Origin of the sequence: Micromonospora cathayae (assembly GCF_028993575.1) — a bacterium.
Classification (GTDB): Bacteria; Actinomycetota; Actinomycetes; order Mycobacteriales; family Micromonosporaceae; genus Micromonospora; species Micromonospora cathayae.
The window spans coordinates 2,154,979-2,173,136 of record NZ_CP118615.1; the positions used below are offsets into that span (position 1 = coordinate 2,154,979).

Annotated in this window: 19 protein-coding genes; 8 read left to right on the forward strand and 11 right to left on the reverse strand. The window is 70.9% G+C overall.

Features of this window, described 5'->3' with window-relative positions:
- Positions 1-260: 260 nt before the first annotated feature.
- Positions 261-956 (reverse strand): hypothetical protein, encoded by a 696-nt coding sequence (locus PVK37_RS09985; RefSeq protein WP_275033539.1) that lies wholly within the window; start codon positions 954-956, stop codon positions 261-263.
- 191 nt (positions 957-1,147) lie between these two features.
- On the opposite strand from PVK37_RS09985, the gene PVK37_RS09990 reads away from it, so the two are divergent.
- The 3 genes from PVK37_RS09990 to PVK37_RS10000 all read left to right on the forward strand — a co-directional run bounded on the left by PVK37_RS09990 (position 1,148) and on the right by PVK37_RS10000 (position 3,374).
- The gene (locus tag PVK37_RS09990) at positions 1,148-1,696 is read left to right on the forward strand and encodes a hypothetical protein (RefSeq protein WP_275033540.1); all 549 of its coding nucleotides are present in this window, start codon (positions 1,148-1,150) and stop codon (positions 1,694-1,696) included.
- 149 nt (positions 1,697-1,845) lie between these two features.
- Positions 1,846-2,361 carry a SigE family RNA polymerase sigma factor gene (locus PVK37_RS09995; protein ID WP_275033541.1) on the forward strand — a complete coding sequence of 172 codons (516 nt, stop codon included), beginning with the start codon at positions 1,846-1,848 and terminating at the stop codon, positions 2,359-2,361.
- Positions 2,358-3,374: a hypothetical protein gene (locus PVK37_RS10000; RefSeq protein ID WP_275033542.1), complete on the forward strand. Its 1,017-nt coding sequence runs from the start codon at positions 2,358-2,360 to the stop codon at positions 3,372-3,374. Before PVK37_RS09995 ends, PVK37_RS10000 begins: the two co-directional genes overlap by 4 nt.
- A 90-nt stretch (positions 3,375-3,464) precedes the next feature.
- On the opposite strand, the gene PVK37_RS10005 is transcribed toward PVK37_RS10000, so the two are convergent.
- The 6 genes from PVK37_RS10005 to PVK37_RS10030 form a co-directional block, all read right to left on the reverse strand.
- Positions 3,465-4,169, reverse strand: a complete 705-nt coding sequence (locus PVK37_RS10005; protein ID WP_275033543.1) for a hypothetical protein — start codon at positions 4,167-4,169, stop codon at positions 3,465-3,467.
- Positions 4,170-4,203: 34 nt separating this feature from the next.
- Positions 4,204-5,247: a MarR family transcriptional regulator gene (locus tag PVK37_RS10010; RefSeq protein WP_275033544.1), complete on the reverse strand. Its 1,044-nt coding sequence runs from the start codon at positions 5,245-5,247 to the stop codon at positions 4,204-4,206.
- A 139-nt stretch (positions 5,248-5,386) separates the two neighbouring features.
- Positions 5,387-5,779 carry a VOC family protein gene (locus PVK37_RS10015; RefSeq protein ID WP_275033545.1) on the reverse strand — a complete coding sequence of 131 codons (393 nt, stop codon included), beginning with the start codon at positions 5,777-5,779 and terminating at the stop codon, positions 5,387-5,389.
- Between the two features lie 31 nt (positions 5,780-5,810).
- Positions 5,811-6,266 carry a GNAT family N-acetyltransferase gene (locus PVK37_RS10020; protein ID WP_275033546.1) on the reverse strand — a complete coding sequence of 152 codons (456 nt, stop codon included), beginning with the start codon at positions 6,264-6,266 and terminating at the stop codon, positions 5,811-5,813.
- A gap of 85 nt (positions 6,267-6,351) precedes the next feature.
- Positions 6,352-6,807 (reverse strand): lamin tail domain-containing protein, encoded by a 456-nt coding sequence (locus tag PVK37_RS10025; RefSeq protein ID WP_275033547.1) that lies wholly within the window; start codon positions 6,805-6,807, stop codon positions 6,352-6,354.
- Between the two features lie 252 nt (positions 6,808-7,059).
- The gene (locus PVK37_RS10030) at positions 7,060-7,284 is read right to left on the reverse strand and encodes a GntR family transcriptional regulator (protein WP_275033548.1); all 225 of its coding nucleotides are present in this window, start codon (positions 7,282-7,284) and stop codon (positions 7,060-7,062) included.
- 481 nt (positions 7,285-7,765) lie between these two features.
- Here PVK37_RS10030 and PVK37_RS10035 point away from each other — a divergent pair, with 481 nt between their 5' ends.
- Positions 7,766-9,037 (forward strand): helix-turn-helix domain-containing protein, encoded by a 1,272-nt coding sequence (locus PVK37_RS10035; protein WP_275033549.1) that lies wholly within the window; start codon positions 7,766-7,768, stop codon positions 9,035-9,037.
- Between the two features lie 24 nt (positions 9,038-9,061).
- On the opposite strand, the gene PVK37_RS10040 is transcribed toward PVK37_RS10035, so the two are convergent.
- On the reverse strand, positions 9,062-9,361 hold the full coding sequence (locus PVK37_RS10040) for a type II toxin-antitoxin system HicB family antitoxin (protein WP_275033550.1): 300 nt from the start codon (positions 9,359-9,361) through the stop codon (positions 9,062-9,064).
- Positions 9,362-9,622: 261 nt separating this feature from the next.
- On the opposite strand from PVK37_RS10040, the gene PVK37_RS10045 reads away from it, so the two are divergent.
- A complete protein-coding gene (locus PVK37_RS10045; protein ID WP_275033551.1) occupies positions 9,623-10,207 on the forward strand; it encodes a hypothetical protein in 585 nt (194 codons plus the stop codon).
- A gap of 120 nt (positions 10,208-10,327) precedes the next feature.
- On the opposite strand, the gene PVK37_RS10050 is transcribed toward PVK37_RS10045, so the two are convergent.
- The gene (locus PVK37_RS10050; RefSeq protein ID WP_275033552.1) at positions 10,328-10,729 is read right to left on the reverse strand and encodes a hypothetical protein; all 402 of its coding nucleotides are present in this window, start codon (positions 10,727-10,729) and stop codon (positions 10,328-10,330) included.
- Between the two features lie 293 nt (positions 10,730-11,022).
- Here PVK37_RS10050 and PVK37_RS10055 point away from each other — a divergent pair, with 293 nt between their 5' ends.
- Entirely contained in the window at positions 11,023-12,807 is a 1,785-nt protein-coding gene (locus tag PVK37_RS10055; protein WP_275033553.1) for a M4 family metallopeptidase, read from the forward strand.
- 77 nt (positions 12,808-12,884) lie between these two features.
- Here PVK37_RS10055 and PVK37_RS10060 read toward each other — a convergent pair whose 3' ends face one another.
- Positions 12,885-13,958, reverse strand: a complete 1,074-nt coding sequence (locus PVK37_RS10060; protein ID WP_275033554.1) for an alkene reductase — start codon at positions 13,956-13,958, stop codon at positions 12,885-12,887.
- A 124-nt stretch (positions 13,959-14,082) separates the two neighbouring features.
- On the opposite strand from PVK37_RS10060, the gene PVK37_RS10065 reads away from it, so the two are divergent.
- Entirely contained in the window at positions 14,083-14,460 is a 378-nt protein-coding gene (locus tag PVK37_RS10065; protein WP_275033555.1) for a MerR family transcriptional regulator, read from the forward strand.
- Here PVK37_RS10065 and PVK37_RS10070 read toward each other — a convergent pair.
- Positions 14,414-15,217 carry a GNAT family N-acetyltransferase gene (locus PVK37_RS10070; protein ID WP_275033556.1) on the reverse strand — a complete coding sequence of 268 codons (804 nt, stop codon included), beginning with the start codon at positions 15,215-15,217 and terminating at the stop codon, positions 14,414-14,416. The two genes, PVK37_RS10065 and PVK37_RS10070, sit on opposite strands and share 47 nt — an antisense overlap.
- A 192-nt stretch (positions 15,218-15,409) precedes the next feature.
- Here PVK37_RS10070 and PVK37_RS10075 point away from each other — a divergent pair, with 192 nt between their 5' ends.
- Positions 15,410-18,130, forward strand: coding sequence for a PQQ-dependent sugar dehydrogenase (locus PVK37_RS10075; protein WP_275033557.1), 2,721 nt, complete (start codon positions 15,410-15,412; stop codon positions 18,128-18,130).
- The last annotated feature ends 28 nt before the right edge of the window (positions 18,131-18,158 follow it).

Sequence of the window (18,158 nt, forward strand, 5' to 3'; positions counted from 1 at the left end):
AGCAGCAAGGTCATTGCCCTGATCGGCAGGCCGCCGCACTTGAAACGCTGCCTGGGTGGCATCGCCGACGTGCTCGAGGCGAAGCAGCATCGGGGAGCGTAGGAACACCTGGGTGATCTTGCTTCCGTTGCCCTGTACGGCAACGACAGGCAGATCCAGGAGGTGTACTACCGGTGGAAGTGTGCTGCCCAGACCCGCTATCACGTCCGACTCCGGGAGTGCTGAGCGCGGGTGGTTCGATCGGGCAGACTCAGGAAGGCTCAGCAGGGGCCGTTCGGTAGTTTGAGGCGCTGGCGGGTTGCGTGGATGACTTCGATGACGCGCTGCCGCAGAACATGCGGATCGTCGGCGAGGTCAGCCAGGTGCCTTGCGTGCCGGGCGAGGTCATGAGCCCAGTCCGTATCTGGGTTACTGACAGTGATGCGTCGGAAGGCGTGACGTGCGGTGCCAGGGTCGTCAGCCAGAGCTGCTGCGCACCCCAGGTGGTAGGCATGCCACCAGGGCGACTCGTCGTGCCCCGCCGGGCGGGAGGCCAGTTGGCGGCTGGTGGCTGCGGGGTCGGGAAACTGGCCGCGTAGTTGCTCGACCCGTTGTGCGGCGATACCGGCGACCATGTCCATGTCCCGGGTGAATTGCTCGGTGTTGACGAAGCCGAGAAGGCTTGCCCATCCGGTTTCGTCGATCGGTGGATGGGCGACGAAGGTGGCGTCGTCGCGCCAGTAGATGCGGCTGCCGTCGTCGAACGACCAGTAGTCGCGTTCGTCCCACAGCCACATCGCGCCGACGTTGAGGTAGGTGCCGTGGGAGCGGGAGGGCTGGAACTCAACGACGATCAGCCACCAGCCTCGGTCGTCGAACCAGACACGTGATGCGCCTCGCCGATGCAGTCCGAGCGGCTGCAGATGCTGCCGTGCCGCCGCTGCGACCAGCCGAGTCGTTGCGGCTCTGTCCGGCATCCGAGGAGTATGGCATCGGCCGCCCAAGCCGGCGAGCGTCATTCCGTCTCGCCTGCCGGCGACGCGCACCTCAGCCCGACGGACCCTGCGGCAGCATCGGGACGGCATCCGGCCTGCTGTTTCACAGATGGTGGCGCATACGATCATGAAAGCTGCCGTCGGGTGGCCGGGTCTATCCACGGGGGGCGACGATGACGGCACACACGGGAACCCCTCGGCAGGCGGGACTGACCGCGCTGTATCTCGGGGTGTTCGCGGCCCTCTGGTTCAGCGTGCCGAAGGCGGAGCCGCCACTGAGCGTGCTGCTGGTCGTCCTGAGCGTGGCGGCCCTGCTGACCGCGGTCGTCGGTGCTGTCGTCGCCGGGAGGCGCGGTGGGCACACGGCCGACGCGACGCCCCGGGACCGGGCCGCCGACCGGCGCTACCTGCTCATCGTCCTCGTGGAGTTCGCCCTGGCCGGGCTCGGTGCCTGGCTGTTCACGCTGGTGGGTTGGTCGGCGTTCGTCCCGGTCCTGGTCAGCGCGGTCGTCGGCCTGCACTTCCTGCCGCTGGTGCCGGTGCTGCGTGATCCGCTGCTGCGCCCGCTCGGCTTCGCGGTGTGCCTCGTCGCACTGGTCGGGCTCCTCGTCGGGCTCGCCTCGACCGTGCTGGTGGGGCAGGTCGTCGGTACCGGTGTCGGCCTGCTGCTGCTCGGCTACGCGGTCATGGCGCTGCTCCGGACGCGAGTGTCGCGCCACTGACGGCCGGACGCGGATGTCACCCCGCTGACGGGACACGAGGTGAGGCCCTCGCCCTTCGGCCCGGTGCGACGGCGGCCCAGCGGCACTGCCGATGCCCGGAACGGCAGGGAACCATTGGACGGGTCCAGGTCCATTGAAGAGGTATGGGCTTGTTTCGCAGAGCGGAACCCGTCGGCTACGAGGAGTTCGTCGCCAGTCGGTACCGCGAGATCGTCCGCTTCGGCGCGCTGCTGGCCGGGGACGGCCGGCTGGGTGAGGACCTCGCCCAGGAGGGGCTGATCGCGGCCTACCGGTCGTGGCACCGGTTGAGCGGCCCGGACGGGCGACCGGAGGCGTACGTCCGGCGGGTGATGGTTCGTACCGCGATGCGGGCCAGGCGTCGGCGCTGGCGCGACGAGGTGCCGACCGGGGAACTGCCGGAAGCGTCCCCCCGTGGCTTCGCCGATCAGTCGGACCTCAGCGTGCAGGTGCTGGCCGGTCTGCGGCGGCTGCCCGTCGACCAGCGGGCGGTGCTGGTGTTGCGGTTCTGGGCCGACGCGTCCGAGACCGAGGTGGCGCAGACCCTCGGCGTCGCGGTGGGAACGGTCAAGAGCCGTACGTCCCGCGCCCTGGCGGCGTTGCGCGCCAGCGGTCTACTCGTCGAATCCTCGAAGGAGACCTCGTGAACCCCACCCACGTCACCGAACTGCTCGAGCGCGCCGCCAGCTCCGTGACGCCGACCGAGGCCGATCCCTCCACCCGGCTGGTTGACCTCGGGCGGCGCAGCGTGCGGCGCCGCCGTCGTACCTGGGGGGCGGCCGGCTCCGTCGCCGCCGCGACCGTGGCCGCGACCGTCGTGGCCCTGCCCCTCGGCCCGGCCGCCCCGGACCGCTTCGAGGCCGCCAAACCCCCCACCAACACCGTCCACGTGGGTGACGTGTCGGTGAATGTCCCGGCGGGCTGGCGGACGAGCACGGTCGCGACCTTCGACCCCTGCACCGCCGAGCAGCACACCGTCTACCTCGCCGAACGGTGGAACCCCAGGACGATGTGGCTCAGGGGCGTCCCGCCCCAGAACACGCCCGTGACGTGCGAACCGCCGGGTCGGACGTGGCTCGCTGTCGTACGGCAGGGAGCCGGCGCGGCGATCAGCCCGAACCGGGTGATGGTCCGGGACCGGCAGATGATCCAGGTCGAACAGCCTGCCCCGGACACCATCCCGTCCATGCTGCACTACCGTGCCATCACCGACGAGATCAAGGCGACGACCGTCTTCATCTCGGGGAACGACGAGGAGCGCAGGCAGCTCCTGAGGGGGACGACCTGGCCGCCCGGCCCGCCGGCCCCGCCCTCCGGCGGGCTGGCGTTGCCCGGCCGCATCACCAGCGCCACCACCGACGCGCCGCCCAGCAACGGCATGGTCGTGGCGACGGACGCCAAGACGCTGAACCGGATCCGGGCACTTCTCGCCGAGCTGCGCGACCCTGTGCCCGCCGACGAGGTGTGCACCATCCAGAAGCCCGGTGCGGTGGGAATCAGCCTCGGGGACGTCACCGTGGTGCTGGGCGATTCGACCTGCCCGCAGGCGGTCTCGACCGGTGGCGGTCACGTCCGGTCCCCGGCCGGGCTGGGCAGGGAGCTGCTTGACCTGATCGTGGCGAGCGACCGCGCCGCGACCGAGCGAAGCCCCCGGGACTGATCGGCTTCTCCCGCCCGTTGGCATGCGCGATCCCTCCCTGACCGGTAGGAGTGATCCACCGGTCAGGGAGGTTCCGACGGGTGCCCTGAGTCAGGTGAGCGCGCCTTCAAGTAGTTCGCCGACCAGACGGAGATCGTCAAGTTGGACGTCCCGTCCCTCGGGAATGGCGCGAATGATCGGGAGCGAGCGCTGTGCGTGTTGGTCGAACCATCGGCGGGCATGGCGGGCGGCATCCTCGCGCAGCTGTGGTTCGCCGGTGGCGAGTTGCCCGAGAAGAGTCGGCCCTGCTAGGGGATCAAGGCACAGGCGAATGATGTCGAGTAGGTCGGTACCCTCCTTCGCCTGGCCCCGATTCATGATCGATTGAAGCTTCATCGCGACGAGCGGTCCAGGTTCGGCGACATCGACTGCAAGGTCGGGCGCAGGGGTCGCCCGTATGGTCACCGGAGTCGCACTGCTCGCGGCCCACGCGTGGGACATGACGTGCAGCCGGTCCGTGGGGTCGTCCGGCAGGTGTGCGAGGTCGGCGTCGGTCACTTCGAGAATGTCGACCTGAACCTGCCCGGCGTCGGTCGGGATCATAGCTCCGGATGGACCGCTAGGAGCCGCTCCGCTTGCCAACAGAAGTTCGAGTTGGGCGGGTGCATTGGCGTGCCGCCGGTCCACGGTGTCCAGGTCGCTGGTTGCGCGGTACGGACGCGCCAACCGGCAGATGACCGCAAGGCCGCCCACCACGATGACATCACGTCCAGTGCGTTTCGCGATCTCCGGGATGGCAAAGGCGAGCGCGGACATCGTGGTACCGGCGAGGTCGACAGCCGGTCGATCGTCACCAGACACGAGGGCCCGTCTCATGGGGAGGAGTCCAGCCTTCGAGGATTTCGCGGCCCCGTCCCGGGTCGCTGGCGAGATCGAGCGCCACGAACAGCGGGCGAGCCAGCGGCCAGGTTTCGTGGGGCCGGTCGATGCGGCTGGCGCAGATCAACGGAATCGGAGCTATCCGAACAGTGGCGGCACGGCTCTCACGGGTGTGGGCCATGCCGAGCAGGTTGACGGCTCTCCGGACGATGGCCTGGTCGGGTACGTAGAAATCGGGGGGATAGTCCGACCGGATCCCGACGGGCGCGCCGTACGCTGCGGCCGCGACGGTGTCGGTCAATGCCCAACCGGTCGTGGCCTCGATATTGGTCATGCCCAACCGGAGCACGGCCTGCACCGAGCCGGCCCCGCTGGCGGTCGACGGTGCCCGCTGTAGGTCGGTGAGCTGCGGCTGCCAGCGTTCAGCGAGTTGCCAGAACAGGTCGGGAACGACTGGTTTGCGCCGCTCGTCGACGAGACCAGCGCTGCGTAGGCCCGTGATAGCGCTTGAGACCGAGCTCGGCGACCTCCCGAGGGCTCTGGCGATCTGCCGGATGGACGCTGGATCGGTCGGATGGAGGAGCATCAGGGCCGCCACCTCCTCGGCCACCCGTCCGGCCAGAGGCAAAGAACGATCCGGCGGTGTGCTCAGTCGGGGAACGTCGACGTCGACGTAGAGGCCCTTGCCGACGAGATGCAGGTGGCCGCGAAGGTCGAGCCATCCCCATCCGGCGGCGCGAAGTACACGGCGAGCCTGCTCCGTTATCCGGTCGGCGACAACCACTCTGAGATCCGGGTTCCCGTCGGGAGATACCCATCGACTGAGTCGGTGTTCCAGGCCCTCCGCTGAAGCGAGGGAGATCCGCTTGAGCTGGACCGAGATCCGTCCACCGGCGGGATTGACCAGGAACAGGTCCATCCCGGTGGCGCCCGCTGGTTCTTCGACCGTCAGGCCGATCGCCAGGACGGCATCCCGTAGTTCCTCAATTCCGTTCGTCCCGCCCCTGGCCTGCATGGTCCGATCCTAGCCTGTTCGGTGTTCGGTCATGACCGAACACCGAACAGTGGGGATGGGCCGTCCTGCGGCACCACCGATGCCGACCTGGTCGGCCCGAGTCACGCTCGGCTTACCCCGTACCGCCCCGGCGGGCTGGTTACTTGACGGACCGCACCTCGGCCACCCGACGCCGGAGCAGGCAGAACTCGTTGCCCTCGGGGTCGGCGAGCACGTGCCAGGACTCCTCGCCGGTCTGCCCGACGTCGACCGGGCGCGCCCCGGCGGCGAGCAACCGCTCCAGCTCGGCGTCCTGTTCCCGGTCGGTGGGGTTCACGTCGATGTGCAGCCGCAGCTTGCCGGCCCTCGGCTCGTCGGACCGGCTGAGGATGATCGTGGGCTGCGGGCCGCCGAAACCCACGCCGGGCGGCCCGATCTCGATGTCCCCGTCGTCGCGGTCCAGTTCGACGTAGCCCAGCACCTCGCACCAGAACCGGGCCAGCAGCTCGGGATCGCGGCAGTCCAGGACCAGTTCGGTGATACGGCACGCCATGAGGGTCACCGTAACCTCTCCGGCAGGCTCGTCAGAGATCCAGGACGCCGACGGTCTGGCCGCCGCTGCGCTCCCCGGTCGGCCGGAAGCCCAGCTTCAGGTAGAACGCTTCCGGCCCGCCGGGTCGGGGCTCCCAGGTGACGTACGCCCGGGAGCCACCCCGGGACCGGATCTCCGCGCACACCGCCCGGACGGCGAACCGGCCGTACCCGTTGCCCTGGGCGTCGGCGGCGACGTTCAGCCGCCAGAGGCCGGACCGGCGGTCGGCCGGATCACGGTCGGGGTTCCACGGGATGTCGAGGAAGGCCATCAGGAAGCCGACCAGCCGCTCCCCGTCGTAGATCAGGCGGGGCCAGGCGTGCTCGGGGTGGACGTACGCCTCGGCCAGCGACTTGACCACCGGCGCGACCAGATCCTCCTGTTCGGGGCGTACGGACAGCGCCAGCGCCGCCTCGTAGTTTGTCGGGGTGACACTCTCCAGCCGCATGCGGCGGACCCTAGCGATCCGACGACAGGGCCGCGACCGCATTCCGCCGGCCCGGGGGAGGACGGGCCGGCGGAATGCGGGGACGTCAGCAGTTGGTGTATCCGCTGCCGACCTTCGTCCAGGTGCAACTGTCGATGAGCGTGCCGGACGCGTTCCGCAGGTACGCGGTGTCGCCGGTGTTGTTCCAGACGTACCAGGAACGGCCCCAGTACCGGTCGGTGCCCTTGTTGGTGCCCTTTCCGGTACGGATGAGAATGCTGTTTCCGGCGGCGACCTTGAAGTCGCTGGTGAACTTGTAGGTGTAGCCGGCCTTGTCGCGCACGTACCAGCCCTTGAGGTTGATGACCGTGCTGCGCTTGTTGGTCAGCCGGACGTACTCGGCGTTCAGGCTGCTGTTGGAGCCGGTGTCGCTGCCGGGCGAGTCGTAGTAGACCTTGGTGAACATGACCGCCGGGGCGGCCTGCGCCGGGGCGGCGGCGACGAGCGAACCGCCGAAAGCGATGGCGAGTGCCGAGGCGAACCCGATCAGCCTCTTCTTCACATGGTCCTCCGGTGGAAAGTGCGGCCCCTCACCGGCTGAATGCGGTGGGGCGTTGAATGCGCGCAGAAGCTAACCACGGCGGGCGAGAGTTCCGGTACAACCGCACAGGTTCAGGAGCGATGGCTGCTCGGATACCCTTCGGCCGTCCATAGTGGTTGGTCGCCACCGGTCGTAGGAACCACTAATGGACAATCAGACAGAGCCCGCCGGACAACGGCGGCATTCTCGGCCCGACGCGTACCCGTGATCTGGCTATCGGGGCTTCTGGTCGGTGACGTAGACACCCTTGCCCTGCCGGCCGTCGATCAGCCCCTCGGACTTGAGCACGATCATCGCGGTGCGGATCACGGTGTTGCTGACCTCGTACTGCTTGCAGAGGGCGTTGAACGAGGGCAACTGGTCGCCCGGCTTCAACTCGCCGGAGCGAATCTTCTCCCGGATATCACGGGCGACCTGGAGGTAGGCAGCTTCAGACATGGTGGTGCTCCCAGCTTGGCGGCTGGTCCAAGCAGATCACACCCCATAGCTGACTTACAACGCTTTGCGCTAGCAGTGGTTGACGACTAGCGCATTGCGCTTTAAGTTGCTCGTGGGGTTACTCCAGCTTGGCGGCGGGGTGACTCTCCGTAGGTGCCCTGCCTGGCGGGACAACGGCTGGCTGGGTGCCTACGGGCCCACAGGCGTCGGCGGGAGGTGTCGTGACCGGACCGAACGGTGCAACCAACCAGAGCCCAGGCGACAACCCCATCCACCCGCCGCCGGGCGGCAACCAGCGGCCCCACGTCAGGCGACTGCGCGTCTCGTACGACGAGTATGTCCTCACGGCGGCGCTGACGCTCGCCCGTCGGCACCGGCCGGTCTGGTCCTGGCGGCGGTGGCGGCGCGTCTGCCGCTGCGGGGCGGACCTGCCCTGCGCGACCCGGCACCGTGTCCCGCTCAACCGTGGTCACTGGCCCCGATGACCGATCGGCGACGCGGCAACGCGGGAGCACACCGCTACGACGCCTCCCGCCCGGGACGCGGGGTGGCGAACAACAGTGACCGGCTGCCCATCGGCCGGCGGGTGGCGTACTGGCGCGGGCGGCGGAGAATGTCGCAGCAGATGTTCGCCGACCGGCTCGGCAAGTCGAAGAGCTGGGTGGACAAGGTCGAACGCGGGGTCCGCTCGCTGGACCGGGTCTCCGTCCTCCAGGAGATCGCCGCCGTCTTGCAGATCGACACCGCTGTGCTGTTCGGCCGGGACGCCCAGCCGGTCGAGGTGACCGAGCGCGCCGAGGGCGTGCAGCGGATCCGGGTGGCGCTGTCCCGGTACGACATTCCGCTGGGCCGGCCGGCGGGCCGCCGCCCGGTGCTGCCGGTGGACCGGATGCTGCGGGAGGTCACGCACGCCTGGACGACGTTCCAGCATGCCCGGTACCAGCAGGTGATCGACCTGCTGCCGGACCTGCTCACCGACGCCCAACGCACCCAGGCCGGTGATCCGGCGGCGGGCCGGGTGCCGCTGGTCGAGGCGTACCGGATCACCGCGTCACTGCTGGTCAAGGTCGGCGACGCCGAGCTGGCCCGGCTGGCCGCCGACCGGGCGATGATCGCCGCGACCGGTGACCGGACCCTGGTGGCCGCCGCAGCCGTCCAGCTCGGCGAGGTGTTGCGCGCCGCCGGGCAGGCGCGGGTGGCGAAGTCGGCGCTGCTCGCCGCCGCGTACCGGATCGCGCCTCCGGTGATCGAGCACGGTACGCCGGCCGAGCTGGCCCTGTGCGGCACCCTGCTCGTGCAGGCCGCCCTGGCGGCGGCACAGTACGGCGACGAACCGGGCGCAGTCGAGCTGATCGACGACGCCGCCGGCATGGCGGACCGGGTGGGGGAGGGCCACGACCACCATCGCACCGGGTTCGGGCCCACCGCCGTGGAGTTGGCCCGCGCCGCTGTGTCCCTCGAACTGGGCGACGCCCGCGACGCGATCTCCCGGCACGAGAAGGCGGTCCGGCGGGGCGGCTGGCGGTGGCTGCCCACCGGGCACCGCGCCGCCCACCTGGTCGACGCGGCACAGGCGTACCTCCAGGCCGGCGACCCGGTCAACGCCGGGCGGGTCCTGGTGGACGTCGAACGGACCGCGCCCGCCGAGATCCGGCACCGTCCGGACGCCCGGGAGGTGCTCGCCCAGGTCGCCCGCGACCCGTACGCCCCGGAGCCGGTCATCCACCTCGCCGTCACCCTCGGCGTGGGCTGACCGGTGGCCGTGCCGTTCGGTGGATCAGGCGGCGAGTTTCCGCACCACGTACTGGTTGAGACTCAACCCGTCCTCCGCGGCGTGGATCGCCAGCTCGCGGTGCAGGCTTTCGCCGACCCGGACGTTGAACTTGCCCGAATAGCTACGTTCGGCGAACGGCACCGGCACCTCCTCGCCCTGCTGCGCCATGTCCGTGATGACCTCACGCAGCAGGTCTTCAAGCCCTTGCAGAGCATCGATCTGGGAGGAGGCCAGCCAGGAAAGAGACGGGAGCTCGGCGCAGGTGGCAACGAACATCGGATCGCGCTCGTCCTGGTGGAGCACGCTGAGGGTCGTCGATGTTGCCGGTGCCGGGCAGAACGTGCTGGAATGGCTCACATCGCCGCAGCGCGGGGGCAACCGCGCTGGGAACGGCCAGCACGGGAGCATCGCAGTGTCGGCAGCGCGCCGCCCTGGGCGGACGTCCGCGCGCCGCATCGCCGGGCCAGCTCCACGACAGCTCGACGACGGCGGGAACCCACCCCCTCGGAGCTGTCCGATCAGGTCTGCCAGCGCACCAGAACCGGCGACGAGGTGAAAGCGATCATGATTACCCGGGAGAGTCTCGCGGGGTGGTACCGGAACCGCTTCGTGTGGGTGGCGGTGATCCTGCTGGCGGTGTCCGCCGGCGTGACCGTACTGGTCAACTCGGCCGGCCCGGAACCGGAGCCGATGGACCTACGTGGTCAGCTCACGACCCGGATGCGGGTCATGTTCGAACAGGCCGATCCGGGGCAGCACAACCACGCGGCCCACAACGTCCAGCAGGTGACCAACGGGGAGGACGAGAAGCCGGCGGTGATCTGCGGGGTCCACGTCTACGGCTTCGAGCCGGCCGGGGCCACCCAGCTCGCCGACGTGCGGACGGTCTACGGCTTCCACCTCTGCGGGGTGGCCGAGAAGAAGCGTCCCTGGGACGTCGCGGTCAAGCTGGTCGGTCCGATGATCGTGGACATGTCCACCGAGCCGCCGGGCATCCAGGTGGTCGAGGCGACCGAGAACGTCAGGTTCGTCGACCGGCTGCGGGAGATGTTCCCGGCGAAGTACGCGGATCTGGCGAGCAAGGAGGCGCTGGGCCCGTCGGAGATGGCCGACCTGCGCCGCCGGTACGACGCCGCGGCCGGATTCTGAGCCGTCCCGCCGGACGGCTGCCCGCTGGCTGCCGTTCCGCCGGCTGCCGGCTCAGCTGGTTGGCTGCTTGCCGGTTGCCGGCTCAGCCGGCCGCCTGCTCGGTCGGCGACAACGCCTGATCTAGTCGACGACCCAGCCGCGCAGCGCCGCCAGGGCCGGGGTCAGCGACGCGACCACGACGAGAACCGCGCCGACCGTACCGACGACGAGGCTGCGTGATCGCGGATGGTGCCGCAGCCGACCGAGGGCGGCGAGGACCGTACCCGCGGCGACCAACGGCACCACGGCCAGGCCGAGCACCAGCAGCCCCTGCGCCTGCCGCCAGGCCCCCGGCCACAGGTCGGCGTCGCCGGTGTACGCGTCGCCCTGGTACGGCAGGTAGAAATGCCCGGCGAAGGACGCCGCCCGGCCCAGGGCGACGACGACGGCGACGAGATAGGCGGCGGTCAGCGCGAACTGCGCGACGGTCAGCGCGCGACCGGTCCCCGGCTCGACGGCCACATCGACTGCGGACGTTGTCATGCCCCGATGCTAGGTGCTGTCCCGTGGGGGCACGACGGTTGCTGGCTGCCTGAGCTGTAATCGCTTCGGCGTGTCGTCTACCGGAGCCACCCAGGAAGCCGGTGTGACATCGGGCGACCCGCAGCACGGGATCCACGGGACGGAACCTGGTCGGAGGGTGGGGTGGCGACCGGTGTCGGCTGTCCCTGATCGGACACCGGCCGGTGCCCTGATCCGGGCCGATCTCGACCACCTCGGCGTTACGCTGGGTGATCGAGTCGGTGCTGACGGCTCGGGTCGTACGGAGGGTTCCGATGGCACCGTTGCAGACGTTCCGCTACCACGTCGCGGAGGACCCCCAGGTCGGCCCGGGTGTGGCGGCCCGGTCGCCCCGGTCGTTCGCGGCGGAGCCGGCGGCCGGGCTGGAACCGGCCGCGCCGACCTTCACCAGCGACGAGGCGGCGGCGCGGTACTACCTCGACGAACTGCTGCGGCGGGACGACCGCCCGGTCATCCGGGCCGTGGCGGCACCCGAGCGGGTGGAACGGGTACCGGGCCTGGTGGTCCTGGACGAGCGGGACCTGCGTCCGTTGGGTACGCGCCAGGTGCGGTTCGCGCAGACCCACCGTGACATCCCGGTGTTCGGGGCGACCGCGACCGTGGAGCTGAACCGCGAGCGTGAGCTGGTCAGCGCCAGCGCCGAACTGGACGAGGTGTCCGGGGTGGAGCCGGTCGAGTCGCTCACCCGGGCGCAGGCGCTGGAGCGGGTGGCGGCCTGGACGGGTACGAACCTTCCCCCGGATGCTGCCGCCGCCGGGAAGTTGATGTTCTTCCGGGACGAGGAGACCGGCCGGTGGCATCTGGCCTGGTACCTTCCGGCCCTGCCGACCGAGCCGCCGCCGACGGAAGCCGGCCAGACCGGCGGGACGGCGTCCGACGGCAGCGGGGGCGGTGGGCCGGGCGGGGCGGACGAGGGGCACGGGTTCGGGCGGCGGCCGGTGCCGCCCAGCTACACCTTCCTGGTCGACGCGCACGACGGCGGGATCCTCTACACGTACAGCGCGATCCCCACCGCGTTGCCCACCCCGGCCCGGTGCACCGGCATCGACGAGAACGAGGTCCGGCAGACGTTCCTCGGCCGGCTGGCCGGCGCGGACGGCACCGCCGTCGTGCTGGACGACCCGCTGCGGTCGGTACGCACGTACGACCTGGAGTTCGTCGACATCGACACCGGGCCGGAGGTGCCGGCCAGCCCGGTCCCGGCCGACACCTCCGACTACGGCACCACGAACCGGGCCGCCGTGTCGGCGCACCTCAACGCCGGCCGGGTGCAGGACTTCTACAAGTCGGTGCTGCAACGTGACGGCATCGACGACCTGGGTATGACGCTGATCTCGCTGGTCAACGTCACCGCCGCCAGCATGCAGGAGCCGCCCGCCCTGCTCAACGCGTTCTGGTGGCAGCAGCGGATGTGGTACGGCCAGATCATGCGGGACGGGCGGCTGGTCAGCCTGTCCCGGTACCTGGACGTCATCGCCCACGAGCTGACCCACGGTGTCATCGAGTCGACCTCCGGCCTGGTGTACGCGACCCAGTCCGGCGCGCTGAACGAGTCGTTCGCCGACGTCGCCGGAGTGATCATCAACAACTGGTACACGGCGGCCGACCGTACGGACGTGCGTACCTGGTCCTGGGAGATCGGTCCCGGGTTGCGGCCCGACGGCCGGCCACTGCGCGACTTCGCCGACCCCGGCCGGCTCGGCTATCCGGCGCACATGAAGGACTTCCGGCAGTTGCGGCCGGGCGAGCGGCCCGGCCCGGACAACGACAACGGCTGGGTGCACCTGAACAGCAACATCCACAACAAGGCCGTGCACCACCTGCTGACCATGAGCCGGGACGGCTCGACCGTGTTCACCGTCGAGGACGTCGCGATCCTGACGTACCTGGGCATGGCGCGTCTCGCGCCGACGGCGACGTTCCCGGCGGCCCTGGCGGCGGTGCTGGACGTGGCCCGGACCTACTTCGGCGGTGACCCGGAACGGGACGCCAAGCTGGAGGCGGTCCGTGAGGCGTACCGGCTGGTCGGCATCACCTGAGGCCCGGCAATCGTCCAGGCTCCACCTGAGGCCGGCACCACCGGAGGCCCGGCTGGCCCCGGTCCGGGTGGTGGCCGTCAGGCGGTGTGCCGGTAGGCGGGGTAGGTGAGGTAGCCGGCGTCGCCGCCGGTGAACCAGGTGGCCTCGTCGTGCGGGGCGATCGGCAGGCCCTGGCGGAGCCGCTCGACCAGGTCGGGGTTGGCGATGAAGGCGCGGCCGAAGCTGATCAGGTCGGCTCCGAGGGTCAGCCAGTGGTCGGCCGCCGCCCGGTCGGCCTGCCGTGGACCGAGCGGGAAGACCGGGTTGACGATCAAAGTGCCCGGCCAGGCGGCCCGGAGCCCGACCAGGGTCTCCTCGTCGGTGCTGGCCTCGAGGTGCAGGTACGCCAGCCCGAGCGGGGCCAGTTCGGCCAGCAGCGCCCGGTACAGCTCGGGCACGTCGCTCTCCCGGGCACCCCAGAGGCCCGCGCCGGGCGACAGCCGGATGCCGGTCCGCTGCGCGCCCACCGCCTCGACGGTCGCGGCGACGGCCTCCACCGCGAACCGGATCCGGTTGGTGACCGAACCACCGTAGGCGTCGGTGCGCAGGTTGGCGGTGTCGGAGAGGAACTGGCTGATCAGGTAGCCGTTCGCGCCGTGCAGTTCCACGCCGTCGAAGCCGGCGTCGATGGCCCGCCGGGCCGCCTCGGCGTACGAGCGGGCGTGCGCGGGCACCTCCTCCGTCGACAGGGCCCGGGGTACGGGGGCGGGCTGCCGCCCGGTCGGGGTGAACACCTCGCCCTCGGCGGGTACGGCCGACGGTCCCACCGGCTGCGTCCCGGTGGTGTCCGGGTGCGACACCCGGCCACCGTGCATGAGCTGGGCGAAGATCCGACCGCCGTTGGTGTGTACCGCGTCGGTCACCGGCTGCCACGCCTTGACCTGCTGGTCGGTGTACAGGCCGGGGGTGCCCGGGTTGGACTGGCCGACCAGGCTCGGCTGCACCCCCTCACTGACGATCAGCCCGGCGGTGGCCCGTTGGGCGTAGTAGGTGGCCATCGACGGCGTGGCCAGGCCGTCGGCGGCTGCGCGGACCCGGGTCATCGGGGCCATCACCACCCGGTTGGGCAGGGTCAGTCCACCGAGCCGGTACCGGTCGAACAGGGTGGTCATCGCGTGTTTCCTCCACACGTCTCGGGCTGTCCGATCTGGTCGGTCGGACCTGCCGCTACGCTAGGACCTGACATTGACGTCAGCGGCAAGTGTTGCGACGTGGGTCACGGTCGGGGGAGGTACGGTGCGGATCGGCGAGGTGGCGACGCGGGCCGGGGTGAGCGTCCGCTCCCTGCGGTACTACGAGGAACAGGGCCTGGTCAGCAGCACCCGCAGCCCCAGTGGCCAGCGCCACTACACCGAGGACGTGGTCGAGCGGGTGCGGTTCGTCCAGCGGCTCTACGGGGCGGGACTGTCCAGCCGGACCATCGCCGAGCTGATGCCGTGCGTCGACTCGCCCAGCGAGCAGAACTCCGACGAGGCGTGGGCCCGGATGACCCGGGAGCGCGACCGGATCACCGGGTCCATCGCGGAACTGACCCGGGCCCGGGACGCCCTCGACCAGCTCATCGAGATCAACCGTCGGCACCGGGCCGGGGACGCGACGGCCGGTCGGTGCTAGGCCCTGGCTTCCCGGCCACGGCTTCGACGCCGGCCCGGTCCGGGCTGCCGGACCGGTCCGGCAGGGTGATCGCCCGTTCCGGGCCGCTGGCCTGGTCCGGCCGGGTGGTCGCGTGGTCCGGCCGGGTGGTCGCGCGGTCCGGCCGGGTGGTCGCGCGGTCCGGCCACTCCCCGGCCAGGAGGGCGAAGACGAGCTGGTCGGCCCACCCGTCCCGGAACCGGTAGCTCTGCACGTGCCGCGCCTCGCACCGCATCCCCAGCCGGGACATCAGCCGGGCCGACGCCTCGTTCCCGGCGTGGCAGCGCCCGTAGACGCGGTGCAGGCCGAACTCCTCGAACCCCCAGCGCAGCAGCGCCGTCACGGCCTCGGTGGCCAACCCGCGCCCGCCGAACTCCGGGTGGAACACGTACCCGATCTCGGCGGTGCGGTCGACCACACTCCGCCAGACCAGCTCGACGGTCCCGATCACCCGACGGTCGGGTCCGGAGGTCCCGGCCACCCGCCGGTCGGCCTCGACGGTCCCGGTCAGCCGCCGGCCGGTCTCGACGGCCAGGGTCAGCACGTCGCCCGGGGAGCGCAGCGCGTTCTCCCCGGCCATGGCCGTCACCGACTCCCGCGACTGCTCACGGGTACGCGGCTCGGAGTGGAGCGTCCACCGGCACACGTCGGGCCGCCGCTGGTACGCGTAGACGTCGTCGAGGTCGTCCAGGGTGACCGGCCGGAGGGTGAGCCGTGCGGTACGGATCGGGGTGAACACCGGCGGAGCGTACCGCCGATCCATGCCCGACTGTCGATGCTTCGGGGGTAGTTCTCCGGTTTCGGCGGTGACGGGTGGTAGGCCGGTAGTCACGTCATGCTCACTCCCGGCGGTCCCCGGTGTCGCCGTCCCGGCCCTCCCCATAGCGTGTCCGAGCACTGTGGACTGTCGCCAAGGGGGGTATCGAGCAGCATGTCGGACAGGGTAGGGAAACGTCGGCTGGGCCGGATCGGCCTGGTCGCGGCGTTACTGGCGGCGGTGACGACACCGGTCGTCACGACAGCCACACCGGCGAGCGCGGTGACGCTGCCGACCGGCTTCCAGGAACAGGTGGTGTTCAGCGGGCTCAACCTGCCGACCAACATCGAGTTCGCCCCGGACGGGCGGATCTTCGTGGCCGAGAAGGGCGGCCGGATCCGGGTGTACGACGACCTGGCCGACACCACCCCGACCACCTTCGCGGACCTCTCCGCCAACGTGCACAACCAGCACGACCGGGGGCTGCTCGGGCTCGCCGTCCACCCGCAGTTCCCGGCCCAGCCGTACGTGTACGTGCTCTACTCCTACGACGCGCCGCCCGGCCAGACGGCCCCGTACTGGAACGACAACTGTGCGGCCGTCGGCGGCACCAACGGCGGCCAGTGCGTCATCACCGGCCGGCTCTCCCGGCTCACCGCCGCCGGCAACCAGATGACCGGCAGCGAACAGGTGCTCGTCCAGGACTGGTGCCAGCAGTACGCCAGCCACTCCGTCGGTGACCTGGCGTTCGGCGCGGACGGCATGCTGTACGTCTCGGCCGGCGACGGGGCCAGCTACGACGTGGTCGACTACGGCCAGCGCGGTACCCCGATCAACCCGTGCGGTGACCCGCCCGGCGGCGCGATGACCCCGCCCACCGCCGAGGGCGGCGCGCTGCGCTCCCAGGACCTGCGCACCCCCGCCGACGCGACCGGCCTGGACGGCACGTTGCTGCGCCTCGACCCGGCCACCGGCCAGGCCGCCCCCGGCAACCCGCTGGCCGGCAGCGCCGACCCGAACGCCCGCCGGATCGTCGCCGACGGCATGCGCAACCCGTACCGGATCACCGTCCGACCCGGCAGCAACGAGGTGTGGCTCGGCGACGTCGGCTGGACGAAGTGGGAGGAGATCAACCGGGTCCCCAACCCCACCAGCGGGGTGACCAACTTCGGCTGGCCCTGCTACGAGGGCGCCGGCCGGCAGGGCGGGTACGACGGGGCGAACCTGAACGTCTGCGAGAACCTCTACACCGGGGCCGGGCAGACCGCGCCCTTCTACGCGTACGACCACGCCGCGACCGTCGTCCCCGGCGAGACCTGCCCGACCGGCAGTTCGTCCGTCGGCGGGGTGGCCTTCTACCCGGCGGCCGGCGGCAGCTACCCGGCGGCGTACCAGGGTGCCCTGTTCTTCTCCGACTACTCCCGGGACTGCATCTGGGCGATGCTGCCCGCCGCGCCCGGTGGGCTGCCGGTGGCGAGCAACCGGCAGACCTTCGCCGCCGCCGCGTCCAACCCGGTCGACCTGGCCATCGGCCCCGGCGGCGACCTGTACTACGTCGACATCGGCGGCGGCGCGATCCGCCGGATCCGCTACTTCCCCGGCAACCAGCCGCCGGTCGCGCAGATCAACGCCACGCCGACCTCCGGTCCGGCCCCGCTGACGGTCAGCTTCAACGGCACCGGCTCCACCGACCCCGACCCGGCCGACCAGGGCAAACTGCGCTACGAGTGGGACTTCACCAACGACGGGACGGTCGACGCCACCACCGCCACCGCCCAGTACACCTACCCGGCGGGCGGCCCGTACACGGCCCGGCTGCGGGTGGTCGACACGCTCGGGGCCAGCGCCACCGCGACGGTACCCATCCAGACCGGCAACAGCCTGCCGACCGCCGTCATCGACACCCCGGCAGCCGGCTTCACCTGGGCGGTGAACACCCCGATCACGTTCACCGGGCACGCCACCGACCCGGACCAGGGCACCCTGCCGGCGTCCGCGCTGGACTGGCGGATGAACCTGCACCACTGCTCCGCGCCGGACAACTGCCACATCCACGTCCTCCAGGAGTGGGACGGGGTGGCCGGCGGCACGATCGCCGGCCCGGACCACGAGTACCCGTCGTACCTGGAACTGGTGCTCACCGCCACCGACGCCGGCGGGCTGACCCACTCGACCAGCCGGCGACTCGACCCGAAGACCGTGAACCTGACGGTCGCCACCAACCCGCCCGGGTTGCAGGTGGTCTTCAACTCCGGCCCGCAGACCACCCCGTTCACCCGGACCGTCATCCAGGGTTCGACGAACACGGTCAGCGCGGTGACCCCGCAGAACGCCGGCGGCACCACGTACGACTTCGCGTCCTGGTCGGACGGGGGCGCGCAGACCCACCTGATCACCGCGCCGGCCGTCCCCACCACCTACACCGCCCGGTACCTCGACCGGGGGGCCAGCGTCCGGCTGCCGCAGTCCCAACTGGACGTGGCCGACGTGAGCAGCCAGGAGACGTTGCAGACGAACGGTCGGGCGACCAACGTGCTGGACGGCAACACCGGCACCTACTGGCACACCCGGACCCGGTCGTCCGCCCTGCCGCACCCGCACTGGATCGACCTGGACCTGAACGGGTCGTACCAGGTGAACCGGCTGCACTACCTGCCCCGGCAGGACAGCGCCAACGGACGGATCACCGGCTACGAGGTGTACGTGTCGAACGACGGCTACACCTGGGGCAACCCGGTGGCGACCGGCACCTTCCCGAACACCGCCGCCGAGCAGACCGTGACCATCCCGCCCACCACCGGCGGGTACGTGCGGCTGCGCACCCTCGGTGAGGTCAACGGACAACCGTGGACCACGGTCGCCGAGCTGAACGTCGGCGTCGTACCGACCGGCTGAGTCGGGCCCGGCAAGGGGCTCCGCCGAC